At 46.8% G+C, this 23194-nt stretch carries 22 protein-coding genes; 19 read left to right on the top strand and 3 right to left on the bottom strand.

Annotated elements, in window-relative coordinates; all coding sequences use genetic code 11:
• The first annotated feature begins 123 nt into the window (after nucleotides 1–123).
• Complete coding sequence (locus HRU69_14800; protein QOI98946.1) at nucleotides 124–873, top strand: TIGR02757 family protein; 750 nt, start codon at nucleotides 124–126, stop codon at nucleotides 871–873.
• On the opposite strand, the gene HRU69_14795 is transcribed toward HRU69_14800, so the two are convergent.
• The 3 genes from HRU69_14795 to HRU69_14785 all read right to left on the bottom strand — a co-directional run bounded on the left by HRU69_14795 (nucleotide 860) and on the right by HRU69_14785 (nucleotide 3927).
• Nucleotides 860–3262: an ABC transporter permease gene (locus HRU69_14795; protein ID QOI98672.1), complete on the bottom strand. Its 2403-nt coding sequence runs from the start codon at nucleotides 3260–3262 to the stop codon at nucleotides 860–862. The two genes, HRU69_14800 and HRU69_14795, sit on opposite strands and share 14 nt — an antisense overlap.
• 95 nt (nucleotides 3263–3357) lie before the next feature.
• Nucleotides 3358–3732, bottom strand: coding sequence for a hypothetical protein (locus tag HRU69_14790; GenBank protein ID QOI98671.1), 375 nt, complete (start codon nucleotides 3730–3732; stop codon nucleotides 3358–3360).
• Nucleotides 3733–3738: 6 nt separating this feature from the next.
• Nucleotides 3739–3927, bottom strand: a complete 189-nt coding sequence (locus tag HRU69_14785; GenBank protein ID QOI98670.1) for a hypothetical protein — start codon at nucleotides 3925–3927, stop codon at nucleotides 3739–3741.
• A gap of 207 nt (nucleotides 3928–4134) precedes the next feature.
• Between HRU69_14785 and HRU69_14780 the strand changes: the two genes are divergently transcribed.
• From HRU69_14780 to HRU69_14695, 18 genes are all read left to right on the top strand, one after another.
• Nucleotides 4135–5391: a c-type cytochrome gene (locus HRU69_14780; GenBank protein ID QOI98669.1), complete on the top strand. Its 1257-nt coding sequence runs from the start codon at nucleotides 4135–4137 to the stop codon at nucleotides 5389–5391.
• 41 nt (nucleotides 5392–5432) lie between these two features.
• Nucleotides 5433–8522, top strand: coding sequence for a TAT-variant-translocated molybdopterin oxidoreductase (locus tag HRU69_14775; protein QOI98668.1), 3090 nt, complete (start codon nucleotides 5433–5435; stop codon nucleotides 8520–8522).
• 27 nt (nucleotides 8523–8549) lie between these two features.
• The gene (gene nrfD, locus HRU69_14770) at nucleotides 8550–9920 is read left to right on the top strand and encodes a polysulfide reductase NrfD (protein QOI98667.1); all 1371 of its coding nucleotides are present in this window, start codon (nucleotides 8550–8552) and stop codon (nucleotides 9918–9920) included.
• A 2-nt stretch (nucleotides 9921–9922) separates the two neighbouring features.
• Nucleotides 9923–10453 carry a DUF3341 domain-containing protein gene (locus HRU69_14765; GenBank protein ID QOI98666.1) on the top strand — a complete coding sequence of 177 codons (531 nt, stop codon included), beginning with the start codon at nucleotides 9923–9925 and terminating at the stop codon, nucleotides 10451–10453.
• Nucleotide 10454: 1 nt separating this feature from the next.
• Complete coding sequence (locus HRU69_14760) at nucleotides 10455–11108, top strand: cytochrome c (protein QOI98665.1); 654 nt, start codon at nucleotides 10455–10457, stop codon at nucleotides 11106–11108.
• A 19-nt stretch (nucleotides 11109–11127) separates the two neighbouring features.
• The gene (locus HRU69_14755; protein ID QOI98664.1) at nucleotides 11128–12486 is read left to right on the top strand and encodes a quinol:cytochrome C oxidoreductase; all 1359 of its coding nucleotides are present in this window, start codon (nucleotides 11128–11130) and stop codon (nucleotides 12484–12486) included.
• A gap of 12 nt (nucleotides 12487–12498) precedes the next feature.
• Nucleotides 12499–13587 (top strand): cytochrome c oxidase subunit II, encoded by a 1089-nt coding sequence (locus HRU69_14750; protein ID QOI98663.1) that lies wholly within the window; start codon nucleotides 12499–12501, stop codon nucleotides 13585–13587.
• Between the two features lie 14 nt (nucleotides 13588–13601).
• Nucleotides 13602–15482: a cbb3-type cytochrome c oxidase subunit I gene (locus tag HRU69_14745; protein QOI98662.1), complete on the top strand. Its 1881-nt coding sequence runs from the start codon at nucleotides 13602–13604 to the stop codon at nucleotides 15480–15482.
• Between the two features lie 74 nt (nucleotides 15483–15556).
• Complete coding sequence (locus HRU69_14740; protein ID QOI98661.1) at nucleotides 15557–16579, top strand: COX15/CtaA family protein; 1023 nt, start codon at nucleotides 15557–15559, stop codon at nucleotides 16577–16579.
• Entirely contained in the window at nucleotides 16576–17472 is an 897-nt protein-coding gene (gene cyoE, locus HRU69_14735; protein QOI98660.1) for a protoheme IX farnesyltransferase, read from the top strand. The genes HRU69_14740 and cyoE overlap by 4 nt, the downstream gene beginning before the upstream one ends.
• A 24-nt stretch (nucleotides 17473–17496) precedes the next feature.
• Nucleotides 17497–18090, top strand: coding sequence for a cytochrome c oxidase subunit 3 (locus tag HRU69_14730; GenBank protein ID QOI98659.1), 594 nt, complete (start codon nucleotides 17497–17499; stop codon nucleotides 18088–18090).
• A gap of 23 nt (nucleotides 18091–18113) precedes the next feature.
• Complete coding sequence (locus HRU69_14725) at nucleotides 18114–18866, top strand: cytochrome c oxidase subunit 3 (GenBank protein ID QOI98658.1); 753 nt, start codon at nucleotides 18114–18116, stop codon at nucleotides 18864–18866.
• A 13-nt stretch (nucleotides 18867–18879) separates the two neighbouring features.
• The gene (locus HRU69_14720) at nucleotides 18880–19215 is read left to right on the top strand and encodes a cytochrome C oxidase subunit IV family protein (protein ID QOI98657.1); all 336 of its coding nucleotides are present in this window, start codon (nucleotides 18880–18882) and stop codon (nucleotides 19213–19215) included.
• 63 nt (nucleotides 19216–19278) lie between these two features.
• On the top strand, nucleotides 19279–19761 hold the full coding sequence (locus HRU69_14715; GenBank protein ID QOI98656.1) for a hypothetical protein: 483 nt from the start codon (nucleotides 19279–19281) through the stop codon (nucleotides 19759–19761).
• Nucleotides 19762–19763: 2 nt separating this feature from the next.
• Nucleotides 19764–20279: a DUF420 domain-containing protein gene (locus tag HRU69_14710; protein ID QOI98655.1), complete on the top strand. Its 516-nt coding sequence runs from the start codon at nucleotides 19764–19766 to the stop codon at nucleotides 20277–20279.
• On the top strand, nucleotides 20276–20503 hold the full coding sequence (locus HRU69_14705; GenBank protein ID QOI98654.1) for a hypothetical protein: 228 nt from the start codon (nucleotides 20276–20278) through the stop codon (nucleotides 20501–20503). The genes HRU69_14710 and HRU69_14705 overlap by 4 nt, the downstream gene beginning before the upstream one ends.
• A 255-nt stretch (nucleotides 20504–20758) precedes the next feature.
• Nucleotides 20759–21544 carry a hypothetical protein gene (locus HRU69_14700; protein QOI98653.1) on the top strand — a complete coding sequence of 262 codons (786 nt, stop codon included), beginning with the start codon at nucleotides 20759–20761 and terminating at the stop codon, nucleotides 21542–21544.
• Nucleotides 21545–22481: 937 nt separating this feature from the next.
• Nucleotides 22482–23141: a hypothetical protein gene (locus HRU69_14695; GenBank protein ID QOI98652.1), complete on the top strand. Its 660-nt coding sequence runs from the start codon at nucleotides 22482–22484 to the stop codon at nucleotides 23139–23141.
• The last annotated feature ends 53 nt before the right edge of the window (nucleotides 23142–23194 follow it).

Raw genomic sequence — 23194 nt, 5'->3', positions numbered from 1 at the left:
AAATCAGGCTTTGTAATTTAATGGTTTTGCACTTTCGCTACTGTGATCTTTGTCATTACTTGCTGCTTTATTACAGCGGCTTTGAAAACAAGACGACAGTCGGGTGAAGAAATAAAGTTTTTGTTGGAGGCTAAGGTTATTCAGTATAATCAGCCCGGGTTTATTGAAAACGATCCGATAATCATTCCGCATCAATTCATAAAAAAACAGGATATTGAAATAGCAGGACTATTTGCAGCCACGCTCGCCTGGGGGCAACGGGTTACCATTATTAATAACTGCCGCAGGTTGCTCGGATGGATGGATAACGATCCGTACCGGTTTATTCTCCACCATCGGGAAAACGATCTGAAACCGTTTCTTGATTTCCGGCACCGTACATTTAATACTACCGATGCCCTTTACTTTATTGCTTTTTTACGGTGGTATTACTCCAAACACCAATCGCTGGAAGATGCCTTTTGTGTGGAGCCGGCTGAACCCTCCGTTGAAGTGGGGCTGATTCATTTTCATAATCTTTTTTTCAGCCTGCCGGATTTTCCTCCCCGCACCAGAAAACATGTAGCCACTCCCGAAAGGAAATCAACCTGCAAGCGACTGGCCATGTACTTACGCTGGATGGTGCGCAGCGATAATCGCGGTGTTGATTTCGGCATCTGGAAAAAAATCAGGCCGGCCCAGTTGGTTTGTCCGCTGGATGTGCACGTTGAGCGGGTAGCCCGAAAATTTAAATTGATTAAACGAAAGCAAACCGACTGGCAAACCGTACTTGAACTTACCGAAACACTAAAAATGTTTGATCCAATCGATCCGGTGAAATACGACTTTGCTTTGTTTGGTATCGGACTAGAAGAAAAATCTACTCGTATTTAAGCACAGTTACCGGGTTGGCCCGGGCCGATTTCACCGTTTGCCACAGGATGGTGGCCAGTGCAATAAGCAGAACAAGGAGGGAAGGTATTGCCACAATAAACCACGTTATTTCGATACGCTCCGTAAACGAGGTAAGCCATTCATCAAGTACTTTCAAAGCAATCGGGATACCTGCAGCCAGCGCTATAAGTACAATTACCAGGTATTCTTTTACCAGCAGAAAGGCTGCATCGCTTGCTGAAGCACCCATCACTTTACGGATGCCGATTTCTTTCATCCGGAATTTGGCCGTAAATGAAGCCAGGCTGAATAAACCCGTGCAGGTAATAACGAGCAGTACAATGGTGAACGTGGTGATGATTTTTCCCAGACGCTCATCGCTGGCATATTGTGAATCGTATTTATCCATCAGCATAAACGATTCGGGCGCCTGGCCCGGAAATGTATTTATAAACAACTGTTCGATTTGTTTTCGTGTTTCTGGCGATTCGCTTTCCAGCCGGATAACATAATAGTTCGTCCGACCCTTGTGGAAAACATAAAATACGGGTTGAATTTTGCTCTTGGGCGACTCGTGGTGATAGTCGCGAATAACCCCGCGAATCATAACGGTATCATCCAGGAAAAAGGCTTTTTCATCCACGGCATCTTCGGGTGTTGAAAAACCAAGCAGCCGGCTGGCTGTTTCATTAACCAAAACTTCCTTATAGGGTACCGCGGCTGGTCCGAATCCGTTTCCGGCAACCAGGGTTATGCCCAGTAATTCAACAAAGTGTTCGTCAACCTCAAAATACCGGTACTGGTTAACATCTTCCTTGGCAGCTCCGATGCGCTGTACACTGTTGGCATAAGGGATAATAAATTCACCAGGCAATGACGTGAGGGTAGTTAAACCGGTTACCCCTGCAATGCGTGCAGCCTCTTTCTTAAACGCGTCTATCCGCCTGTTCTGGGTTGAATCAAACAAGGTGGAGTTTTGAATAACAAACAGGCCGGCAGGCGCAAAGCCCAGTTCTTTTTCTCGCATCAGCTTAAGCTGAAGATGCAGGGCATACAGGCTGATCAGAAGTACTATAGTTATAGTGAATGGAATAAGTACCATGGTTTTGCGCAGCAGTTGCCCGCGTTTGCCGGAAGAGAAATTTCCTTTTAGTATCTGTGATGGTGCAATGCCTGAGATAACAAATGCCGGGTATAAACCGGATGCAAGTGTGCTGATGGCAAGTAACACCAGGGCGCCTGCAACCAGTTGAGGGCTGAACCTGAAGTCGAGACGGAGGTCGCGCTGAAACCATTCTGAAAATTGCGGCAGCAACATCCACACCGTTAACCAGGCGATAAAAAAAGCAGCAAGGTTAATTACGAATGCTTCCATTAAAAACTGGCCGATGAGCTGGCTGCGCAGGCTGCCTACTACTTTTCGGATGCCTACTTCTTTGGCGCGGTCTATTGAGCGTACGGTGGCTAAGCTTACATAATTCACCCACGCAATTATAAGCATCATCAACCCAACCGTTAAGAGGAAATAAACTGTTTGCCTGTTACCATTTGGGCGAAACTCATCGCTGAAATTGCTTTCGAGGTGAATGGAGCGGAGCGGCTGAAAGTTGATTTCAAGTTTCTGATCGGTTTCGCGCAGCCAGTTACCGGTTTTTCGTTCAATCAGGTCGGGTAACTTTTCTATTACCGCCTGCAACTGGTCAGGCCGGTGCAGCATCACATAATTAAAGTAGCCATCCCACCGCCAGGGTTCTTCCAGCACAAGCTTGCTTGCCCGCTTTTTATACGTTTCCATTGAGAACAGGGCATCGAAAGCCTGGTGGCTTTTTTCCGGCATGTCTTCAAAAACACCGGTAACCTCTATATCAATGTACCCGCGCCAGCTTAAGGTTTTGCCAATCGGGTCTTCCTCTTTAAAGATGGTCCGGCTGAACGATTCGGACAGGGCAATGGTAAAGGGTCGGGCAAGTACCAGCGAATCGTTGCCTTTCAGCAGGCGGACGGAAAATACCTTGAAGAAATCTTCGGTAGCGTAACCTGATTGTTCGGATTTAAACACCTCCCCATCCTTAACCACAATGCAGATGTTTTTTAAGAACATAACATAACGCTCAACTTCGGGTAACTCGGTTGCCATATCTGCACCAATACCGAAATTGGATGTGGCCGAACTGTTGGTAAGCTCATTTTTATTATATCGGTTCTGCTGGACCCTGAAAATCCGATCGGCATTGGTGTGAAAGGTATCGTAACCGGTTTCGTGGGTAAAGAACAAGAATGTAACAATAAAGCAGGTGATACCCGCAGCCAGACCGAGAAAGAGTATGACCACATTGTTTCGCTGGCGCGAAAAAGAGCGGATAGCAATCGTCCAGTAATTGCTTAGCATGATTCGGTCTGTAGTTTTTAACGAAACTACTTAAGTGTTAAGAATTTGTAACCCGTATGTAATATTTAGGGCTTTTTTGACAAAAAATGTACCCTTTACCTGATCACCAATTCATCGCTTAGCAATATCAGGCTGGCTATCATCACCGTAAGCAGAAAAAGTGCAAGTACACTATGTGCCCAGGAACTTTTAGGTTTGCTTACGTACATAATTAACAAGATGATAAATAGTACAACTTTAAGTACTTGTTCCCTTACGGGTCGTCCGGCTATAATCAAATCGCTGGCCACTGCTGTAGCAATGAGTGCCAGTGCCGTAAGAAAAAATTTCGGATACATCCGGAAGTAATAAATTTTCATATCCAGATTCTTCTTACGCCACTGCGCGGGGAACAGCAGGTTTGCCAAAATGAACAGCAGTATTGGGTAAAGGATAATAAAAAGGAAAGCGGGTAAATCCCAATCTTGCATGGTGCGCTAGGCATACATGTTCCACCATTCATGTATGTGCATGACAAAAACTAAGACAACCCAAATCAGGTAAGGCCAGTACACAGCCATCTTCCGCCATTGCCTGATGAGTCCGGCCACCCCGGAAAGAATAACTGTAATCCCCAGTCCGAGGATGATGGAAATCAAAACAATAACATATTCAAACGGGGTCATTTTCGAAGTTTTTTGAAACTGTTTATATTAGTTCTAAATAATTTTGTTTAAGTAGTTTACTGTAACACTACACGGGTTTTATCAGCCCCTGAACTTCGTAAAAAGCCGGTTTAAATAAATGAAGCAGCACGGTAAAATAAATTTGAAAAAACCCCTTCGGGTAGTAGATTTGTGCACCTTTGATGTAAAACGGATACTAAACCTATCATGATAAAATTCTTTCCGCCACTATTTTCAAAAGTCATCATTGCGCTCATTCTCGTTTTTTCCTTATCGCCTACCACCGCTCAGGATATACCAACTGATGCGGCAATCATTGCCGAGGGCGAATCATTATTTAATGCCAATTGCAAAACCTGTCATCGCGTACACCAGAAACTGGTGGGCCCGGCTCTTGAAAATGTTTACAACCGTGCTCCCTCCATTGATTGGATTAAGGCATTTATCCGCAACTCAGCGGCTGTAATCGCCAGTGGCGATGAATATGCTGTTAAACTCTATAATGATTACGGAAAAACCCAAATGACGGCCTTTACCGGCCTGAAAGACGAACAGATTATGGCCATTTTGGCCTATGTGCAGGACGAAACCAAAAAAGGTCCACCGGTTGCTGCCACCGCCCCGGCAACTTCAACTGATGGCGGGGGTCAGGGGGTACCGGCTGCGTACCTCAATGCCATTCTTATCGGCATGGTTATCATCCTGGTTCTGTTGGTTGTTATTCTTGGTTTCCTGGTGTCGGCCCTGAAACGCTTCTTGTATCAAAAAACATTAAGTGAAGAAGACCGCGAAATTGTTCATTCGCCCATCACCATTGGCAGCATTACCCGTAGTCCTGGTTTTGCTTTTCTGGTTGTCTTTATTGTGGCCTCGTTGGGTTTTAAAGCAGTAATCAACGGTTTATACTCAATTGGTATTCAACAGGGTTATGCCCCTAAGCAACCTATTGCCTTTTCACATAAACTTCATGCCGGTGCTTACGAAATTGATTGCAAGTATTGCCACGTGGGTACGCTTAAAGGAAAGAGTGCCACCATTCCTTCGGTTAATATTTGTATGAACTGCCATAGTGCAGTAAAAACAGAGTCACCTCAGATACAGAAACTTTGGGCTGCGGCCGACTGGCAGCCCGAAACAAAAACCTACGGCCCTAATCAAAAACCCATCGAATGGGTGCGCATTCATAACCTCCCCGACCTGGCCTATTTTAACCATGCCCAGCATGTAGTGGTTGGCGGCATAGAGTGCCAAACCTGCCACGGTCCTATCGAAACTATGGATGTGGTTAAGCAATACTCGCTTTTAACGATGGGCTGGTGCATTGACTGCCACCGGAAAACCGATGTAAATTCAAAAGGTAACGCCTACTACGATAAGCTGGTTGAACTGCACAATGCGGCCAGCAAGCAGCCGATGAAAGTGGAGGATATTGGCGGCCTTGAATGTGCCAAGTGCCATTATTAATTGTTTAGAGTTCTACATTTTTAACGCTTCGCTATATACAAATGGAAGAAAAAGCTACGAAGGTATATTGGAAAGGACTGGATGAACTAAGCAACGCGCCTGAATTTGTTAAGCATGCGCATAACGAGTTCGGACAACCGCCCGCCCCGGAAGATGATCTGGGCCACAGCCGCAGAGACTTTTTAAAGATGATGGGTTTTGGTGTGGCCGCGGTTTCGCTGGCGGCCTGCGAAGCGCCTGTTCGCAAAGCCATCCCGTATGTAGACAAACCGCTGGATGTTGACCCCAGTTTGCCGAACTACTATGCCTCAACCTATACTAATGGTGGCGATTACTGCAGCATTGTTGTAAAGGTGCGCGAGGGACGGCCCATAAAAGTTGATGGCAATAAACTTTCAGGCGTAACCAAAGGAGGAACCAGTGCCCAGGTAGAGGCATCTGTACTTTCGTTATACGATAATTCCCGCCTTCGCGGACCCCGTGTAGGCGAAACAAAAAGCGCCTCGTGGGAGGTACTCGACCAGATGGTGATGGATAAACTGGGCGCTATCCGAGTAAGCAACGGCAAGATTGCCATTGTAAGCAACACGGTGCTGAGCCCTTCCACCAAAGCAGTTATTGAAAAATTTAAAGCAAAATACCCCACCACCGAGCATATTCAGTACGACCAGGTGTCGATGTACGGTATGCTGAAAGCCAATGAGGAATCGTTTGGCAAAGCCATGATTCCCTCGTACGATTTCAGCAAAGCTAATGTGATTGTAAGTGTGGCGGCCGACTTTTTGTGTACCTGGCTCTCGCCCATTGAGTTTACCAAGCAGTATGCCCAGACCCGCGAAGTGAGTGAGGAGAAACGCGACATGTCGCGCCATTACCATTTCGAAGCAGGCATGACGCTTACCGGGGCCAATGCCGACCACCGCGTTCAGATTAAACCTTCGGAAGAGGGAGCCGTGGTAGTGCAACTGTATAATTTACTGGCCGCCAAGGCCGGCCGGAGCAGCGTTACCGGTGGAATTGACAAGCCGTACCTGGCCAAAGCAGCCGATGAACTTTGGGAGAACCGCGGTAAATCGCTGGTAGTGGCAGGCTCAAACAACAAGTCCGTGCAGGTGGTGGTTAATTCCATTAACGATATGCTCGGCAACTACGGCTCAACTATACTGCCGCATATCCCGGTTAACTACAGGCAGGGAAATGATGAGGCGATGCTCAACTTCATCAATGATGCCGATGCGGGTAATGTAGCCGGTGTAATTTTCTATAACTGCAACCCGGTGTATGATCACCCGCTGGGAGAAAAGCTGACGGGCGCTCTTAAAAAGGTCGGATTAAAAGTCTCCACTACTTATAAAGAAGACGAAACCGGTGTTGAGTGTGAATACCTTGCCCCCGATCACCATTATCTGGAAGCATGGAACGATGCTGAGCCGAAGAAAAATCACTTTAGTATAGCCCAGCCGGCCATCAGCCCGATATTTAAAACCCGAGCCGCACAGGAGAGTTTGCTCATCTGGGCAGGCGAAACCAACGTGGATTATTATGAAATTCTGAAAAGCAACTGGAAGACCTGGTTCTTTAAGGGCGGTAACCTGCGGGCCTGGTGGGATAAGTGCCTGTATGATGGCGTGCTTGAACTTCCTGTAGAATCAGCAAGTGTATCGTTTGCGGGAAATGTAGAAGGTGCAGCCAACGCCATTGCAGCAGTCAAATCAGGTGGTATCGAGTTGTTTGTATATGAAAACGGAACGGTAGGCAATGGCTCGCAGGCTAACAATCCGTTGTTGCAGGAACTGCCCGACCCGATAACCAAAGCCGTGTGGGAACACTACGTTACCGTATCACCGGCCGATGCTAAAGAAATCAATTTCTCCGAAGCAAAAACAAAATACGCCAGCATTACGGCAAACGGTAAAACAGTAAAACTACCGGTGCTGGTACAGCCCGGTCAAACACCCGGAACTATCGGCATACCCCTGGGGTATGGTCGTACCCGTGCCGGCAAAGTGGCTGATGGTATTGGCGTTAATGCATATCCGTTTGCTGCGGTTGTTAACGGGTCATGGTCGTTTGTTGCTACCGGGGCAACCCTGCAGATGCTGGATGAACGCTATTGGCTTGCCACCACGCAAACCAATCAAACCTACATGAAGCGGGCAACGGTTATTCAGGAAACCGTTCTTACTGAATTTAAAAATGATGCGGGTGCCGGCAGGTACCGGCCCAAAGTGGCTACCTGGAAGGATCCGAATCATAAAGTGGAACCGGGCAGGCTTTCAATGTGGAAAGGCCACGATTACAAAAACCACCACTGGGGCATGGCCATTGATCTGAACACCTGTATTGGTTGTGGTGCGTGTGTGGTGGCCTGTAATGTAGAGAACAACGTACACCTGGTGGGTCGCCAGGAAGTAATCAACCGCAGGGAAATGCACTGGCTGCGTATTGACCGCTACTACAGCACCAATGCCGATGTGCATGATCTGAAAGGCCTGGAAAAAGCGGCCGAAAATCCGGAAGTGGTATTTCAGCCCATGCTGTGCCAGCATTGCAACAATGCTCCGTGCGAAACGGTGTGCCCGGTGGCTGCTACCACCCATAGCACCGAAGGTTTAAACCAGATGACGTATAACCGTTGTATCGGAACACGTTATTGCGCCAACAACTGCCCGTATAAAGTAAGGCGGTTCAACTGGTTCAAGTATCACGACAACCGGCAGTTTGAACAGGTTAATCCGGCTATGAATACTTCGCTGGGTAAAATGGTGCTCAATCCTGACGTAACGGTTCGTTCGCGCGGGGTAATGGAAAAATGTTCTTTCTGCGTACAACGTATCCAGCAGGGAAAACTGCAGGCCAAAAAAGAAAAGCGGCCCCTTAAGGATGGAGAAATAATTACAGCCTGCCAGGCTGCGTGTTCAACCGGTGCCATTGTATTTGGCGATGTAAATGATCCGGAAAGCCGCATCAGCAAGTTGCTGCAGATTAGCCCGGCCGATGAAAACAGGCCTTATGGTATCGATAAGAAAACGGGTAACCCGAGAGCGTACCAGGTGCTTGAAGAAGTGGGTGTGAAACCCAACATCTGGTACCTGACCAAAGTGAGAAATAAAGAAGAAGTAAAAGCATAATCATTAACGAGTAACGGAAAAGAACACATGCAAGTAGTTTCAGCAATACGCGAACCCTTAATTACCGGAACCAAAACCCTGAAGGACGTTTCGCACGACATCAGCCGCCAGGTTGAAGGCAAACCTACCCGCCTGTGGTGGATGGCCTTTGGCGTTTCGTTGGCTTTGCTGTCGTGGGGTGCCTACTGCTGCTGGATGCTCCTGTGGCACGGCATCGGGGTGTGGGGCCTTAACAAAACCGTAGGTTGGGCGTGGGATATCACCAACTTCGTATGGTGGGTCGGTATTGGTCACGCAGGTACCTTGATATCGGCCATCTTGCTGTTGTTCCGTCAGCGTTGGCGTATGTCCATCAACCGGGCAGCTGAGGCGATGACTATTTTCGCGGTTATTTGTGCAGCCAGTTTCCCCGGCTTCCACATGGGCCGTTTGTGGCTGGGCTTTTACTGGGCACTTCCGCTGCCCAACACCTTTGGTTCGCTGTGGGTAAACTTCAACTCGCCCCTGCTGTGGGACGTGTTTGCCATCTCAACATACTTCACGGTATCACTCGTGTTTTGGTACATGGGACTTATTCCTGACTTTGCCGTAATTCGCGATAGGGCCGTTGTGCAAGGCAATAAAATCCGTGCGCTGGCCTATAACGCGCTGAGTTTCGGCTGGCAGGGCGGAGCCAAAACCTGGATGCGTTACGAATCGGTGGCGCTCATCCTGGCGGGCCTTTCAACACCGCTGGTGCTTTCGGTTCACACCATTGTATCGTTCGACTTTGCAACCTCGGTTATTCCAGGGTGGCACACCACCATCTTTCCGCCTTACTTCGTTGCCGGTGCTATCTTCTCCGGCTTTGCCATGGTATTAACCCTGCTGCTGGTAACCCGTAAGGTGTTTAAGCTCGAACAATATATTACGGTGTATCATATTGAGTTGATGAACATCATCATCATTATTACCGGATCAATTGTTGGTATCGCGTACATCACCGAGCTTTTCATCTCCTGGTATTCGCGTGTTCCGTATGAAGGGTACGCCTTCTATAACCGCGTGCAGGGCCCGTACGCCTGGGCATACTGGTCGATGATGACCTGTAATGTGATTTCGCCCCAGTTATTCTGGATTAAGAAAATCCGCACCAGCATTGTGGCCACTTTTGTTCTTTCCATTATTGTAAACATCGGGATGTGGTTTGAGCGGTTTGTGATTATCGTAACCTCCATCCACCGCGACTACATTCCGTCAAGCTGGACAATGTTTTACCCGACCATGTATGATGTGGGACAGTACATCTTTACGTTTGGTATTTTCTTCACCGCGTTCTTTTTGTTTGCCAAATTCTTCCCTGTTATCAACATGGCCGAAGTGAAAAGTATTTTGAAATCAACCTCTGAAAAGAAATAAGCATGGATGCCGATAAACATTTTGTAGTTGGAATTTACGATGACGAGGACGTGCTGCTGGAGGCCATCCGGAAAGTGCGTTCCAGCGGAGTGAAAATCCAGGAGGTATACTCGCCTTTTCCGGTACACGGTATTGACGAGGCCCTTGGATATAAGCGTACCCGGTTGCCTATTGCGGCCTTTCTGTTTGGTATGACCGGCACCATTTTGGCGCTGGTTATGCAAATCTGGATGCTCGGTTACGACTGGCCCATGATCATTGGGGGTAAAAACTTTGCTTCTCTGCCGCCCTTTATTCCGGTTACCTTTGAGTTAACTGTGTTGCTTTCTGCGCTGGGCATGGTGGGTACATTTATGATTGTAAGCGACATGAAACCGTACAAGTGGCCGCGCCAGTTCGACATCCGCAGCACAGATGATAAGCATGTGATGGCCGTTGACCTGGCGGTAAACGCCTCGAAGAGTAAAGACGAATTAAAGCGTATTTTAAAAGAAAGCGGAGCATCCGAAGTAAACGAAAAGAGCTTTGAGTAATATGACGATCCTGAAAACGTTACGCCACGCAGCACTTGCAGTAACTACTGCCGTACTGTTGTTGGGTTGCAAAGCAGGGGGCGATAATCCCGGACTGGAGTATGCACCCAATATGTATCATTCGGTGGCTTATGAGCCCTACAGCCAGATTACGGACGAAGATGCCGGTCGCTGGCTTACCTCCATCGAGTATGATGACGGCCATGCCGAATTTTTCAATTCCAACAAGTTTAATCCGCACCGCATGAATATGCGTCTTCCGGCTCCTCATACGGTAAGCCGGAACTACATGCCTTATCATATCCCGAAAGACAGCCTGGAAATGGCGGCAAAAATACCCAGCCCCTTAACCGGTGATGAAAAAGCTATACTGGCCGATGGCAAGGTGCTCTATGAAATTTATTGCGACCACTGCCACGGTGCCAAAGGCGAAGCCGATGGTAAAGTAGCCACCGGTACGGTAGTGGATGGTGTTGAGCGCGGCCTTTATGCCGGTGTGGCAAACCTGAAAGGAGATGCCTATAAAAACATTACCGAAGGACATATTTTTCATGTGATTACCATGGGCAAAGGCCTGATGATGCCGCACGGCTCGCAGATTAGTCCTGAAGATCGGTGGAAGATAGCCCGTTACGTAAAAACATTGCAGAAGTAAACTTTGAAACTGGTAGAAAATGGGTCATACAACAATAACTGAAGAACGCTATACCTTCCAGCCCGGAGCAAAAAAGCAATTGCTTATTGTAATGGCAGCAGGTGTGCTGCTGCTCGTCATCGGCTTATGGGCTGCCATGTCGGGCGGGCATGACGAACAGCACAGCGGTGGGCATTCATCTGTGCAAACAGAACAGATGGTAGCAAGCCTGAACCCTGAGGCATCGGGCGAAGGACAGGCTGAACACCATGAAACCGCGCCCTGGCTGAAACGCCTGTACACCTCATTATGGATGAACAATGTTTATTTTGTGGGCCTGGGTATCATCGGATTGTTTTTTGTGTGCATCCAATATGCCGCACAAGCCGGCTGGTCGGCCGGGGTTAAGCGCATTCCGCTTGCCATGGGGCATTGGTTGCCCATTGCCGGTGTGTTAACGCTTGTTCTCTGGTTTGTTACCCATCACGACATTTTCCACTGGACACACAGTTATCTGTATGATGAAGCCAATCCGGCTACATTCGATGAAATTATAGCCGGCAAGGCGCCCTACTTTTTCTGGCCCGGTGAAGCGGGTGGCATGCCCATCTTCTTTCTGGCCCGCATGATCATTTTTTTTGCCATGTGGTACTGGTTCTTCATCATGATTAAGAAGAATATGATGGCCGAAGATATTAACGGAGGTACAACCTACTGGACAAAGAACCGCAGCATATCGGCCTGGTTCCTGGTGTTTTTTGCGGTAAGCTCTTCGGTGGCTGCCTGGGATTGGGTGATGAGTATTGACACTCACTGGTTCAGCACCATGTTTGGCTGGTATGTGTTTGCCAGCTGGTGGGTAACGGGTTTGGCACTTATTACATTGATTGTTGTTTACCTTAAAGAAGCCGGCTACCTGAAGATTGTTAATGCCAACCACCTGCACGATCTGGGTAAATTTATTTTTGCATTTTCCGTTTTCTGGACGTACATCTGGTTTGGTCAGTTCCTGCTTATCTATTACGCACACATTCCCGAAGAAACCGTGTACTTTATTGAGCGCATGACGACCAGCCCGTATAGCTGGATATTTTTTGCAAACCTGATTTTAAACTTTCTGTTGCCGTTTTTGTTGTTAATGACGAGAGATGCCAAACGGCACATGTCGATGTTAAAAGTCGTTGCACCGATTGTAATTGTCGGCCACTGGTTTGATTTCTACAACATGGTTACCCCGGGTGTAATGAAAGAACAGGGCGGACTTGGTTTGCTGGAAATCGGTCTGGCGTTGATTTTCCTGGCCGCCTTTTTATGGATTACTCTTAGCAGTTTATCAAAAATGCCGCTGTTTGGGAAAAATCATCCGATGTTGGAAGAAAGTCTTCACCACCATATTTAAAATGAACGTAGTATGATGTCTTTGATAATTGTTGTTGGTGTTATTCTGGCGCTGGCCATCCTGTATCTCATCTTCCGCATCAGCAGCCTGGTAGGAGTTGCTAAAGGTAAAAAGGCCGATGAGGTAAGTGCTAATAATGGTATCCATGCCACCTTGTTTGTGGTTTTTATGCTGTTGGGGTTGGGAGCGTTTTTCTGGTACTCATACACTCATTTTGATTCCTACAACCTGCCCGTGGCTTCCGAACACGGTGTGGTAACCGATACGTTGTTCTGGATAACCATGGGTGTTTCTGTGGCTGCATTTGTAATTATCTTCATCGTAATGATTGTGTTTGTGTATGCCTATCAATATAAAGAGGGGCGCAAAGCAACCTTTTATCCGGACAATCACTACCTGGAACTTACCTGGACAATCATACCTGCCATTGTGCTGGCCGTATTGATTTTTACCGGTTTGCGCGCATGGAACGATATTACCAGCCCAGCTTCGGCCGAAGCAGAGGTAGTGGAATTGGTTGCCCAACAATTTGCCTGGACGGTGCGCTACCCGGGTAAAGACAACACATTAGGCACCGTTAACTATAAGTTGATTGATAATTTCGGTAACGAATTTGGTTTGGATTTAACCGATAACAAAAGTTTTGATGACTTTAAATCGCTCGAACTTCACCTTCCAAAAGGCAAAGAAGTGCTGCTGAAAATCCGTGCGAAGGATGTACTCCACAGCGTATTTCTGCCCCACTTCCGTGTGAAAATGGATGCCGTACCCGGTATGCCTACGCACTTTAAGTTTGTGGCAACCAAAACCACAAAAGAAATGCGTGAAGAAACCGGCAACCCGGAGTTTAACTATGAACTTGCCTGTACCGAGATTTGCGGAAAAGGCCATTTCTCTATGCGCATGCCTGTGGTTGTAGATACTCCGGAAGATTTTGAAAAATGGAAACAGGAGCAGGAAACCTGGCTGAAGCAAAACCCAGGCTACATGGATAAAGTGCCTGCAAACCTAAGGGAATCGGCCATGATTAAGGCCGGTATGCTGATCGATAAAGTATCAATGGAAAGTAAAGCTGCGTTTTCCGCAGGGGGTTTTAACTAACTGACTTTTTAAACATGGCAACAACGCATATACACACCCATCAAGACGTTCACCACGATGCACATGGCGATGAGCATGAGCATCATGAAGGCAATTTCTGGACGAATTATATCTTCAGCCAGGATCATAAGATTATTGCCAAGCAATTTTTAATAACCGGTATTTTCTGGGCGCTGCTCGGAGGAACGCTGTCTGTAATCTTCCGCCTGCAACTCGGTTTCCCGGATATGAACCTTGATTGGCTGAAGCCCGTGTTGGGCGGCTGGATAACCCCAGAAGGTAAGCTGGATCCGGAATTTTACCTGGCACTGGTAACGATGCATGGCACCATCATGGTGTTTTTTGTATTAACTGCAGGTTTGAGCGGTACGTTTTCAAATTTCCTCATCCCATTACAGATCGGTGCCCGCGACATGGCCTCCGGATTTATGAACATGCTCTCGTACTGGTTCTTTTTCCTGTCGAGCGTTATCATGTTCATCTCCCTGTTTATCAGCACAGGTCCCGCAGGTGGCGGATGGACCATCTATCCTCCGTTAAGCGCACTCCCGCAGGCTATTCAGGGCTCAGGTCTTGGTATGACACTCTGGCTGGTATCCATGGCGCTGTTCATTGTAAGCACCTTGCTTGGAGGCATTAACTACATCACCACCGTTATTAACATGCGTACACGGGGTATGTCGTTTACCCGGTTGCCGCTTACTATCTGGGCCTTCTTTTTTACGGCCATCATCGGGTTGTTGTCTTTCCCGGTATTGTTTGCGGCTGCCCTGCTGCTGATTTTTGATCGCAGCCTGGGTACCAGTTTCTTCCTGTCCGACATCTATATCGGAGGGGAGGCCCTGCCGAACATGGGCGGCAGTCCGATTCTGTTCCAGCATTTATTCTGGTTCCTCGGTCACCCCGAAGTGTATATTGTGTTATTGCCTGCACTTGGTATCACCTCGGAGATTATTGCTACCAATTCACGCAAACCGATTTTCGGTTACAAAGCCATGATTGGTTCGATGCTGTTTATCGCCATTCTTTCGTTTATTGTATGGGCGCACCACATGTTCGTAACCGGCATGAACCCCTTCCTCGGCTCCATCTTTATGTTGCTTACGCTGATTATTGCGGTGCCTTCGGCAGTAAAAATTTTCAACTACGTTACCACCCTGTGGAAAGGCAACCTCCGGTTTACACCGGCCATGTTGTTTTCGATTGGTTTGGTTTCCTTCTTTTTAACGGGTGGTATCACCGGAATTTTTCTCGGCAATTCGGCTGTAGATATTCAGTTACACGATACGTACTTTGTTGTAGCGCACTTCCACCTGGTAATGGGCAGCGCTTCTTTCTTTGGAATGTTGGCGGGTATCTATCACTGGTTCCCGAAAATGTTTGGCCGCATGATGGACGACCGGCTGGGGTATATCCATTTCTGGGTAACCTTTATTGGCGTTTACCTGGTGTTCTTCCCCATGCACTACATCGGTATTGCCGGGTTCCCGCGCAGGTATTATTCGTTCACCAACTTCGAAACGTTTTCAGGCTTTACGGATTTGAATACACTGGTAAGTGTGGCGGCTGTGTTAACGCTGGCTGCTCAATTCATTTTCCTCTTCAACTTCTTCTACAGTATTTTCCGCGGTCGCCTGGCTCCGGCTAACCCATGGAATGCCACTACACTGGAGTGGACTACACCGCGCTTTCCCAAGCATGGCAACTGGCCGGGTGAAATTCCGGCTGTGTACCGCTGGCCGTACGACTACAGCAAGCCCGGTTCAAAGGAAGATTTCATTCCGCAAACCATACCGTTCTCTGAAACTCCGGAGTCGAACCTACCGCATGAAAATGAATTGATTAAGCTGGAAGGAAATGGCCATGGCGCTATTGTGGTAGAAGGAAAGCATTAAAATTTTTCATAGTCGGTCAATCTTCTTAGTCGGTATTGATTTAAGAAGATTGACCGTTATCTTTTTAACAGCACATGCACGCATTTCGAAAGCTTGTTTTTAGTACACTGGTTGCTGTCTATTTTTTGATTCTGGTGGGTGGCATTGTGCGAAGTACGGGGTCGGGTATGGGCTGCCCCGACTGGCCCAAATGCTTTGGAAGCTGGGTACCGCCAGCATCGGTAAGCGAGTTGCCCCCGGATTACAAGCAGATTTATTCAGATTACCGCGACCAGAAAAACAGGCGCTTTGCAAAATACCTTAGTGCGCTTGGCTTTACTGATACCGCTGAAGCAATTCTGGCAGATGAGTCAATAAAAGAAGAAGCCGACTTTAACCCGGTAAAAACCTGGATCGAATATGTAAACCGACTGGTTGGTGTAACCATCGGGCTGTTAATTATTGCGGTTGTGCTTGCTTCGCTGAAGTTTAGGAAGGAAAAAAAAATTATTCCCGCCATTGCCGTTATCACCTTGGTGTTGGTTGTATTTCAGGGTTGGATTGGATCTGTTGTAGTTTCAACCAACCTTACTCCCTGGACGATCACGCTTCACATGCTGCTGGCATTGCTTATTGTATGCCTGCTCATTTACCTGGGCTCTTTCACCCAGGATTCAAAACCCGTGGGTTATCCATCCGGTCTTTCCGGCTGGCTTTTCGCTGCAATGGGGTTGTTACTGGTGCAGATTATTTTGGGCACCCAGGTTCGGGAAGCGCTTGATCGGGTAGCAACTGCCGTGGCTGACCGCAGTCTCTGGGTTTCGCAACTTGGCTTTGACTTTATTATCCACCGGTCGTTTTCATGGATTGTACTGATTGTCAGTGCTGTTTTTGTATTTAAATCTCGAAAATATGAGTCGCTGAAAGGTTTTACAGCTACGGTATTCCTGCTAATTTTGGGAACATTTTTGAGCGGTGCCGGAATGGCCTGGTTTTCTGTGCCTGCCTTTCTTCAGCCTGTTCACCTGTTGCTTGCAACTGTGAGTTTTGGAGTGCAATTTCAGTTGTTGCTCTGCCTGAACAAACCAAGGCGCGTGATGTTAAACTATAGTGTATGATTGCCCGATCGATTGACAGCCTTACAGGATTAGCCTGGATATTGGCCAAAGTATACGCCTTCTGGGAGTTGCTCAAATTCAGGCTTTCATTACTTGTTGCTTTTTCATGTGCATTCGGTTTTATGCTTGCCTCACCGGTAGTGGATTGGTCTAAACTGCTGATGGTTTTCATCGGTGGATTTTTACTTTCAGGCTCATCCATCGCAGTGAACATGATTCTTGAGCGTGATTACGATAAACTGATGATGCGCACGATGAACCGGCCACTTCCAACGGAACGTGTAAGCGTGAAGGAAGCAGCTGTGTTTGCATTGGTTTGTTTTGTTATTAGCATTTCAATTCTGTTTGTTTATACCAACCCTATTACAACACTTCTTTCGTTTCTTTCCATGGTGTTGTATAGTTTTGTGTACACTCCGCTGAAGCGGGTAGGCTCAATTGCTGTTTTTGTAGGAGCCATTCCGGGTGCGCTTCCTCCGCTGTTGGGGTGGACCGCTGCTACCGGCAATATAGCGCATGAAGCATTGATTATCTTCAGCATTCAGTTCATCTGGCAGTTCCCGCACTTCTGGGCCATTGCCTGGCTTGCCGATGAGGATTATAAAAAAGCCGGATTCAAACTCCTTCCGTTTGGCGGCAGCAAAGATTTGAATACCGCCATACAAATTATGATTTACACCCTGTTTCTGTTGCCACTTGGATTGTTGCCGGCCAAGTTCGGAATTACCGGCATTGATTCGGCCATAGTAGCAACGGTGTGCGGAGTGTTGTTCCTGGCACAGACGTTTTCATTGATGAAAGACGGAAGCAGGCAAAGCGCCAGACGCATCATGTTTGGATCGTTCTTGTATTTACCTATTGTTCAGGTAGCCTACTTGTTGGATAAAGTGTAATGGAGGGAAATTAGGAATATGGATATGGATTCGCATATTAAAGAGTTGAAAATTGTTGAAGAGGCGAAGCAGCCGCTTTCCATGAACCCCAAAAAGTTTGCCTTGTGGTTGTTCATGGTTAGTGTGCTCATGCTGTTCGGTGCATGGACCAGCGCATACCTGGTAAAACGGGCCGATACCGGCTGGGCCGAAATCATCATGCCGCAGCAAATGGCGATCAATACAGTCATAATTTTAGCCAGCAGTATAGCATTGATAGGGGCTTCCCGGGCCGCCCGGCACGATAACCTGAAACTGGTTAAACTGGGCATCGGACTTACCATGCTGCTGGGCATCGGCTTCCTGGTCGGTCAACTTTTGGCCTATGGCGAAATGATAAAGCTCAACCAGTATTTTTCAGGCAGTAATGTTTCACATTCCTTCATCTATGTGCTTACTGCCGTTCATGGCCTGCACCTGGTAAGCGGACTGGTTTTTCTGGGGGTAGTGCTGGCTGATTCCTATAAATTTAAAGTACACTCAAAAAATCTTACCCGGCTGGAAATGTGCAGCACCTACTGGCATTTTTTGGGTATTCTTTGGCTATATTTGTTCGTATTTCTTAAACTTAATCCTTAAACCGAAAACCTTACTTTTACCTCATGGCAAATCCTTCAACCGTAACGGTACCGGCACCCGGAAAGAGCGTATGGGATGGCGGAGTTTCACCGATGAACGCCAGCTACGGCAAACTGATGATGTGGTTCTTCCTGCTCTCGGATGCCTTTACGTTTTCTGCTTTACTGATTACCTACGGCCTTGTCCGCTCATCGCACCATGCGTACGAAGGTGCTGTGGAGGCCTTTAAATTCTCACAGGCTTACTGGCCCATACCCGAAAAGGTTTTTGCTTCTATCCCGTTCTTTCACAACGTTAATGCCCCGCTCGTATTTGTGGGGTTGATGACGTTCATCCTCATTATGAGTTCGGTTACTATGGTGCTTGCCGTAGAGGCCGGACACCGCATGGATAGAAGAGCTGTTGAAAAATGGATGCTCTGGACCATTATCGGAGGACTTACCTTTTTAAGCTGCCAGGCCTGGGAGTGGACACACTTCATTCACGGAACACACGAAGGCAGCGCGGTAGCCGAAGGAACAACCTTTTTTGGCGCCAACCTGCGCATGAATCAATACGGCCCTCCTGATTTTGCGGCCTTCTTCTTTTTCATCACCGGTTTTCACGGCTTTCACGTGTTCAGCGGGGTGCTGTTGAATTTCCTCGTGTTTTATAATACAGTAACCGGGGTGTACGACAGGCGTGGGCACTATGAAATGGTGGAGAAGGTGGGTCTGTACTGGCACTTCGTTGACCTGGTTTGGGTATTTGTATTTACATTTTTCTATCTCGTTTAAACTGATTTAACCTATGGCACATGTTGAAGATGCACCCCAGGTAACGGTTCTTCCTCCGGATACCGCCAAGATTAAAAAACTATGGACGGTGGCCGGTATTCTCGGGCTGGTTACGCTACTTGAATTTGGTGTGGCATTTGGCGTACCGCACGAAATGAAAGACCTGCGGGTATGGACGTTTATCTTAATGACGATTGTGAAAGCCGCCTACATTGTAGGCGAGTTTATGCACCTGCGTTATGAGGTAAAAGTGCTGCTCTGGTCTATTCTTATACCAATGGTGTTTGTGGTGTGGATGCTGGTAGCCTTTGTGTACGAGGGAATGTCCATCTCAGACGTAAGACCTTAATTAGTTGAAAATATTTTCGATGAGGCTTAAGGAAACTTAAGCCTCTTTTGTTTAAACGGGCAAATGCTGAGTAGAAAATTTTTGAAATACATTGTGCTGGTACTGGCGTTTGTTATTCCGGGGTTTGTTTTTTTCTTTTTAAAAAAGTTTGGAAAAAATGAGTTTGAAGTTGCACCCCTTTACCAGGATGGACCCCCCGTGCAAGCCCCAGGTTGCCCACCTTTTGGGCCGGAACCGTACCGGGTTCCGGATGCTATCCTCGACTCCCTGGGTGGCTTTGGCTCAACCCCGCTTATTCTTTACGCTTTCATACGGGAGGATCAGCAACTAATGCGGGTTAAGGAATCGTTTGCTGCGAATGAAATTACTTTGGTAAAAGTTATGACTGTTCGCGACAGCCTTGCGCGATGTTATTTATTTATCGCTGAACAAAAGCCGTTGGTTCTTGTTGATCAGGACAGACGTATCCGCGGACATTACTTCAACACCCGCGAAGATGTTGACCGGCTGTTAACAGAAGCGGCTATTATTCTTAAAAAGTATTAACCATGCAGAAAGCTGAACCTTACCACAGGCTGATTATAGCAGTTTCGATAGTGGTGCCATTGGCTGTGGCCTTGCTGTTCCGGGTAAAAATTCCCGGCTACGATTTTTCGTTTCTGCCGCCCATCTACGCCACCATTAACGGGATAACGGCTGTGTTGCTGGTTACTGCGGTGGTGCTGATAAAAAACGGCCACCGGAAAGCCCATGAACGGTTGATGAAAATAAACATCCTTCTCTCGGCATCGTTCCTGGTAATGTACGTGCTGTACCACATGACCAGCGAATCCACACCCTACGGAGGGGAAGGCACGCTGCGCTATGTTTACTTTTTTATTCTGATTTCGCACATTCTGCTTTCGGTGGGGGTAATTCCGCTGGTGCTTTTTACGTACGTGCGGGCCATAAGCGGCCGGTTTGAAGCGCACAAAAAGCTGGCGCGCTATACCTTTCCGGTTTGGCTGTATGTGGCTGTAACCGGTGTTATTGTATATTTGATGATTCGTCCGTATTACCCATGAAACGCCAGGTATTGTTGATTTTTTTTGGACTTATCCACTCCGTTAACGCCTTTAGCCAGTGCGCCATGTGCCGCAGTACACTGGAGAACAACATCAGCAACGGCAATGTAGGCATAGCAGCCGGCATCAATACAGGCATCCTCTATTTGCTCAGCCTGCCATACCTGGCTGTAATGGTGCTGGGGTATTTGTGGTACAAGAACAGCAGGAGACGGATTGCCTGAAGTTTTAAAGCGATTAAAAGTAGGTTTCCGGGTATTTCTTTTTCTATTCAATTGTAATTACTTAAAGTTCTTGGAAGACCTTACATACCGAAAACTCTTCGGTAGGGTTTTCTAATATATTCATAACTACTACTACTACTACTACTACTACTACTACTACTACTACTTGTGCTTCAACAGTATACCATGCCTTACCTAAATGCTTTCTGTAATCATTGTAGTCGACAGAAACAACTTGGTGCACTAGGAAGGCACATGGCAGCCGGGGCATTTATTGGGGCAGGAAATTACTTTTGGAATGCTGCTAGAGCCGGAGCTGACTGGAATACCCGTGAGTTTCTTCGGGCAACTGCACGAGGTGCTGTTGAATCTGCGATTGGCTATGGTTTGGGCGTTATTGGACTTGAGCTTGCCAACTATCTTTACAAACATGGAGGTTTAAAAATAACAGATGGCATTATTAACATTACTTATATAGCATTAGCCACTACTATGAAATCGACACTATCAAATGTGATAATGGGAGAAGAGCCTTTTTCCAGACTAGATATTGCCGTTGGCGATTTGGTTATTCCCTTAAGGAACGGCAAATTTTCATGGGATATACTAGCCCAGGCACCCAATATTGCTACACTCTTCAGTTATGCTCGTGGCTTTATTGATGTAATTTATGGCAGGGCTGATTACGAATTTGATAGATTGACTCTGTCACACAGATTTATAGAAACAGATGAGAGTTTTTGGGGAGGAAAGATCATTATAGATACAAAAGAACTGATTCATGACCCTTCAAGAACAGGTACTGTATCAAGGATGATTAGCAGGGCTGAAGGTGGCTTGAATCAGAATGGGGCCTCATTTATTTCTTGGTTAAAACGTGATGATGAGTCTTCGTTTTTTCATGAGTCGCTTCATGGAATTTTCTCAAGGATTGCTGGCAGGGCTCATTCCTGGATCGACTACTACCTCTTTAATAGCAGATCTTTAGCACATGACGAACGGTATTTCGAGAGAGTTTTGATTCCTTATAACATAAAATAAGTTCAGCGATGCTGGGTCAATATGCGATAATTATGGTTGTTGGGCTCCTATCAAATGACAGCCTTCTACAAGAGCGATACTTCAGCAAACGGATATCAGAATTTGAGTCACATCATTTTTATCTGAATCACGATTCGGTTGTGTGGCTGAAGAGCATAGCCGAAAACTGGAAGTCACCTCCCCGGCAAGGCGGCCATTGGAGTTTGAAGAATGGTATAGTTTCGATAACAACCACTAAGGGTGTTGTATATGAATATGTACCAGTTAAAATACGATCGCTTATATATCTAATCCATCGGACAAGTGTTCCGTTGGACTCAGTCGCGTCAGAGATTAAAGCCTGCATTGAAGGATATGAGTTTATAAGTATGTTCGATAGCATGAAAACGGATATTAGAATTTATAGAAGAGTGGAGTATCGTATCGCAATAGAAGCGTGCATTCGTGGAAATGATATTTTGGTGGAAACACCACAGGAATTCAGAGGGAATTGGAATTTGCCTGCTATTAAAAAACGCTCCAGAAGAAAATAGCAGGAAATCTTATTGGCCTTGCTTAGGTAATGGGTTAATTCACATATTTCTGGAGTAAGAGTGAAGTCTGGATTGTACAAATTCATTGTGCCGGATTCGTTGAACGCAGCTGTTCTCTTTGCTAAGAAAGTTTATCGTAATAAAATTTACTATAACTTGAGTAAAATTACTATTCTTGAGAATGACACCGTGAATTTATATTTAAAGCCTGGAGAGGCCGAGCAGATACGAAGAGAGATTGATTCAATGTTCTAGTTCAATACTTCTTTCTTTCACCGCAGAGTGTCCTGTGATGCAACTTTGAGCTAGGAGTATTGGCCTTGCAGGGGTATTGGATTTCGTGAGGCATAGCGCAGCATCTCTCCTTATACGAGAGGCTTTGCGGAAACTAAAAAGGAAGTAAAATGAACTTAAAATTGCTTTTACTGGTCGTTGGTTGCATATGCTTCACCAATTGGGCCTTCGCTCAGGATTCGCTTAAAACACGCTTATCCCTAAGTGTCGGCCCGGCCTTTCCGGTAGGTAAGTTTGGCGGTGAGGATGTTGAATGGGGAGACTGGGACGGTCTTGCTGTTACGGGTTACCATGTTATATTAGAGGCAGCGCGCTATATTAAACCCCGCTGGGGTGGTATGGTAGCGCTTAGATACAGCCGCTTGCCGCGCGAAGCAGCGCACTCCCTGAGCCTGTTTGCTCCACCGGAATTAATTCCGAGTTTCAGCGCAACCACCGTGCCCTATCAGTTGTACAGTTTTATGGCCGGCCCCTTTTATGATGTGATGGAAAGGGATAAAATTACCTTACAGGTAGCTGTCCTTGGCGGTGCAACCAGCGTGTCGTATCCCAGAACGTTTTATAAATATCATGGAGATTCATTTTTTGAATTGCTGTATGTTGCCGATCCGGTTATTGAATTTACCTACACTCTGAAATCATCGGCCCGGTATCGCCTTTCAGGCCGCCTTGATCTTTTTTTGAACCTGGGCTTTTATGCACACCAAAGCCACACATACTGTGCATTGGAAGGTTTGGTGGAGCAGGATAGGCTACATAGCCAGCAATGAGGGCGATACGGTTATTGAAACCGCGGTAAGTATCCTGGATATTGGATTTGGCC

This window comes from Flammeovirgaceae bacterium (assembly GCA_015180985.1).
In the GTDB taxonomy this organism is placed as follows: Bacteria; Bacteroidota; Bacteroidia; order Cytophagales; family Cyclobacteriaceae; genus UBA2336.
This window is presented reverse-complemented; position numbering and strand designations above follow the sequence as displayed.

Coding starts and splice junctions, on each gene's coding strand:
- HRU69_14795 (QOI98672.1), bottom strand. CDS start 3,262: ATGCTAAGCAATTACTGGACGATTGCTATCCGCTCTTTTTCGCGCCAG.
- HRU69_14790 (QOI98671.1), bottom strand. CDS start 3,732: ATGCAAGATTGGGATTTACCCGCTTTCCTTTTTATTATCCTTTACCCA.
- HRU69_14785 (QOI98670.1), bottom strand. CDS start 3,927: ATGACCCCGTTTGAATATGTTATTGTTTTGATTTCCATCATCCTCGGA.
- HRU69_14780 (QOI98669.1), top strand. CDS start 4,135: ATGATAAAATTCTTTCCGCCACTATTTTCAAAAGTCATCATTGCGCTC.
- HRU69_14775 (QOI98668.1), top strand. CDS start 5,433: ATGGAAGAAAAAGCTACGAAGGTATATTGGAAAGGACTGGATGAACTA.
- nrfD (QOI98667.1), top strand. CDS start 8,550: ATGCAAGTAGTTTCAGCAATACGCGAACCCTTAATTACCGGAACCAAA.
- HRU69_14765 (QOI98666.1), top strand. CDS start 9,923: ATGGATGCCGATAAACATTTTGTAGTTGGAATTTACGATGACGAGGAC.
- HRU69_14760 (QOI98665.1), top strand. CDS start 10,455: ATGACGATCCTGAAAACGTTACGCCACGCAGCACTTGCAGTAACTACT.
- HRU69_14755 (QOI98664.1), top strand. CDS start 11,128: ATGGGTCATACAACAATAACTGAAGAACGCTATACCTTCCAGCCCGGA.
- HRU69_14750 (QOI98663.1), top strand. CDS start 12,499: ATGATGTCTTTGATAATTGTTGTTGGTGTTATTCTGGCGCTGGCCATC.
- HRU69_14745 (QOI98662.1), top strand. CDS start 13,602: ATGGCAACAACGCATATACACACCCATCAAGACGTTCACCACGATGCA.
- HRU69_14740 (QOI98661.1), top strand. CDS start 15,557: ATGCACGCATTTCGAAAGCTTGTTTTTAGTACACTGGTTGCTGTCTAT.
- cyoE (QOI98660.1), top strand. CDS start 16,576: ATGATTGCCCGATCGATTGACAGCCTTACAGGATTAGCCTGGATATTG.
- HRU69_14730 (QOI98659.1), top strand. CDS start 17,497: ATGGATTCGCATATTAAAGAGTTGAAAATTGTTGAAGAGGCGAAGCAG.
- HRU69_14725 (QOI98658.1), top strand. CDS start 18,114: ATGGCAAATCCTTCAACCGTAACGGTACCGGCACCCGGAAAGAGCGTA.
- HRU69_14720 (QOI98657.1), top strand. CDS start 18,880: ATGGCACATGTTGAAGATGCACCCCAGGTAACGGTTCTTCCTCCGGAT.
- HRU69_14715 (QOI98656.1), top strand. CDS start 19,279: ATGCTGAGTAGAAAATTTTTGAAATACATTGTGCTGGTACTGGCGTTT.
- HRU69_14710 (QOI98655.1), top strand. CDS start 19,764: ATGCAGAAAGCTGAACCTTACCACAGGCTGATTATAGCAGTTTCGATA.
- HRU69_14705 (QOI98654.1), top strand. CDS start 20,276: ATGAAACGCCAGGTATTGTTGATTTTTTTTGGACTTATCCACTCCGTT.
- HRU69_14700 (QOI98653.1), top strand. CDS start 20,759: ATGGCAGCCGGGGCATTTATTGGGGCAGGAAATTACTTTTGGAATGCT.
- HRU69_14695 (QOI98652.1), top strand. CDS start 22,482: ATGAACTTAAAATTGCTTTTACTGGTCGTTGGTTGCATATGCTTCACC.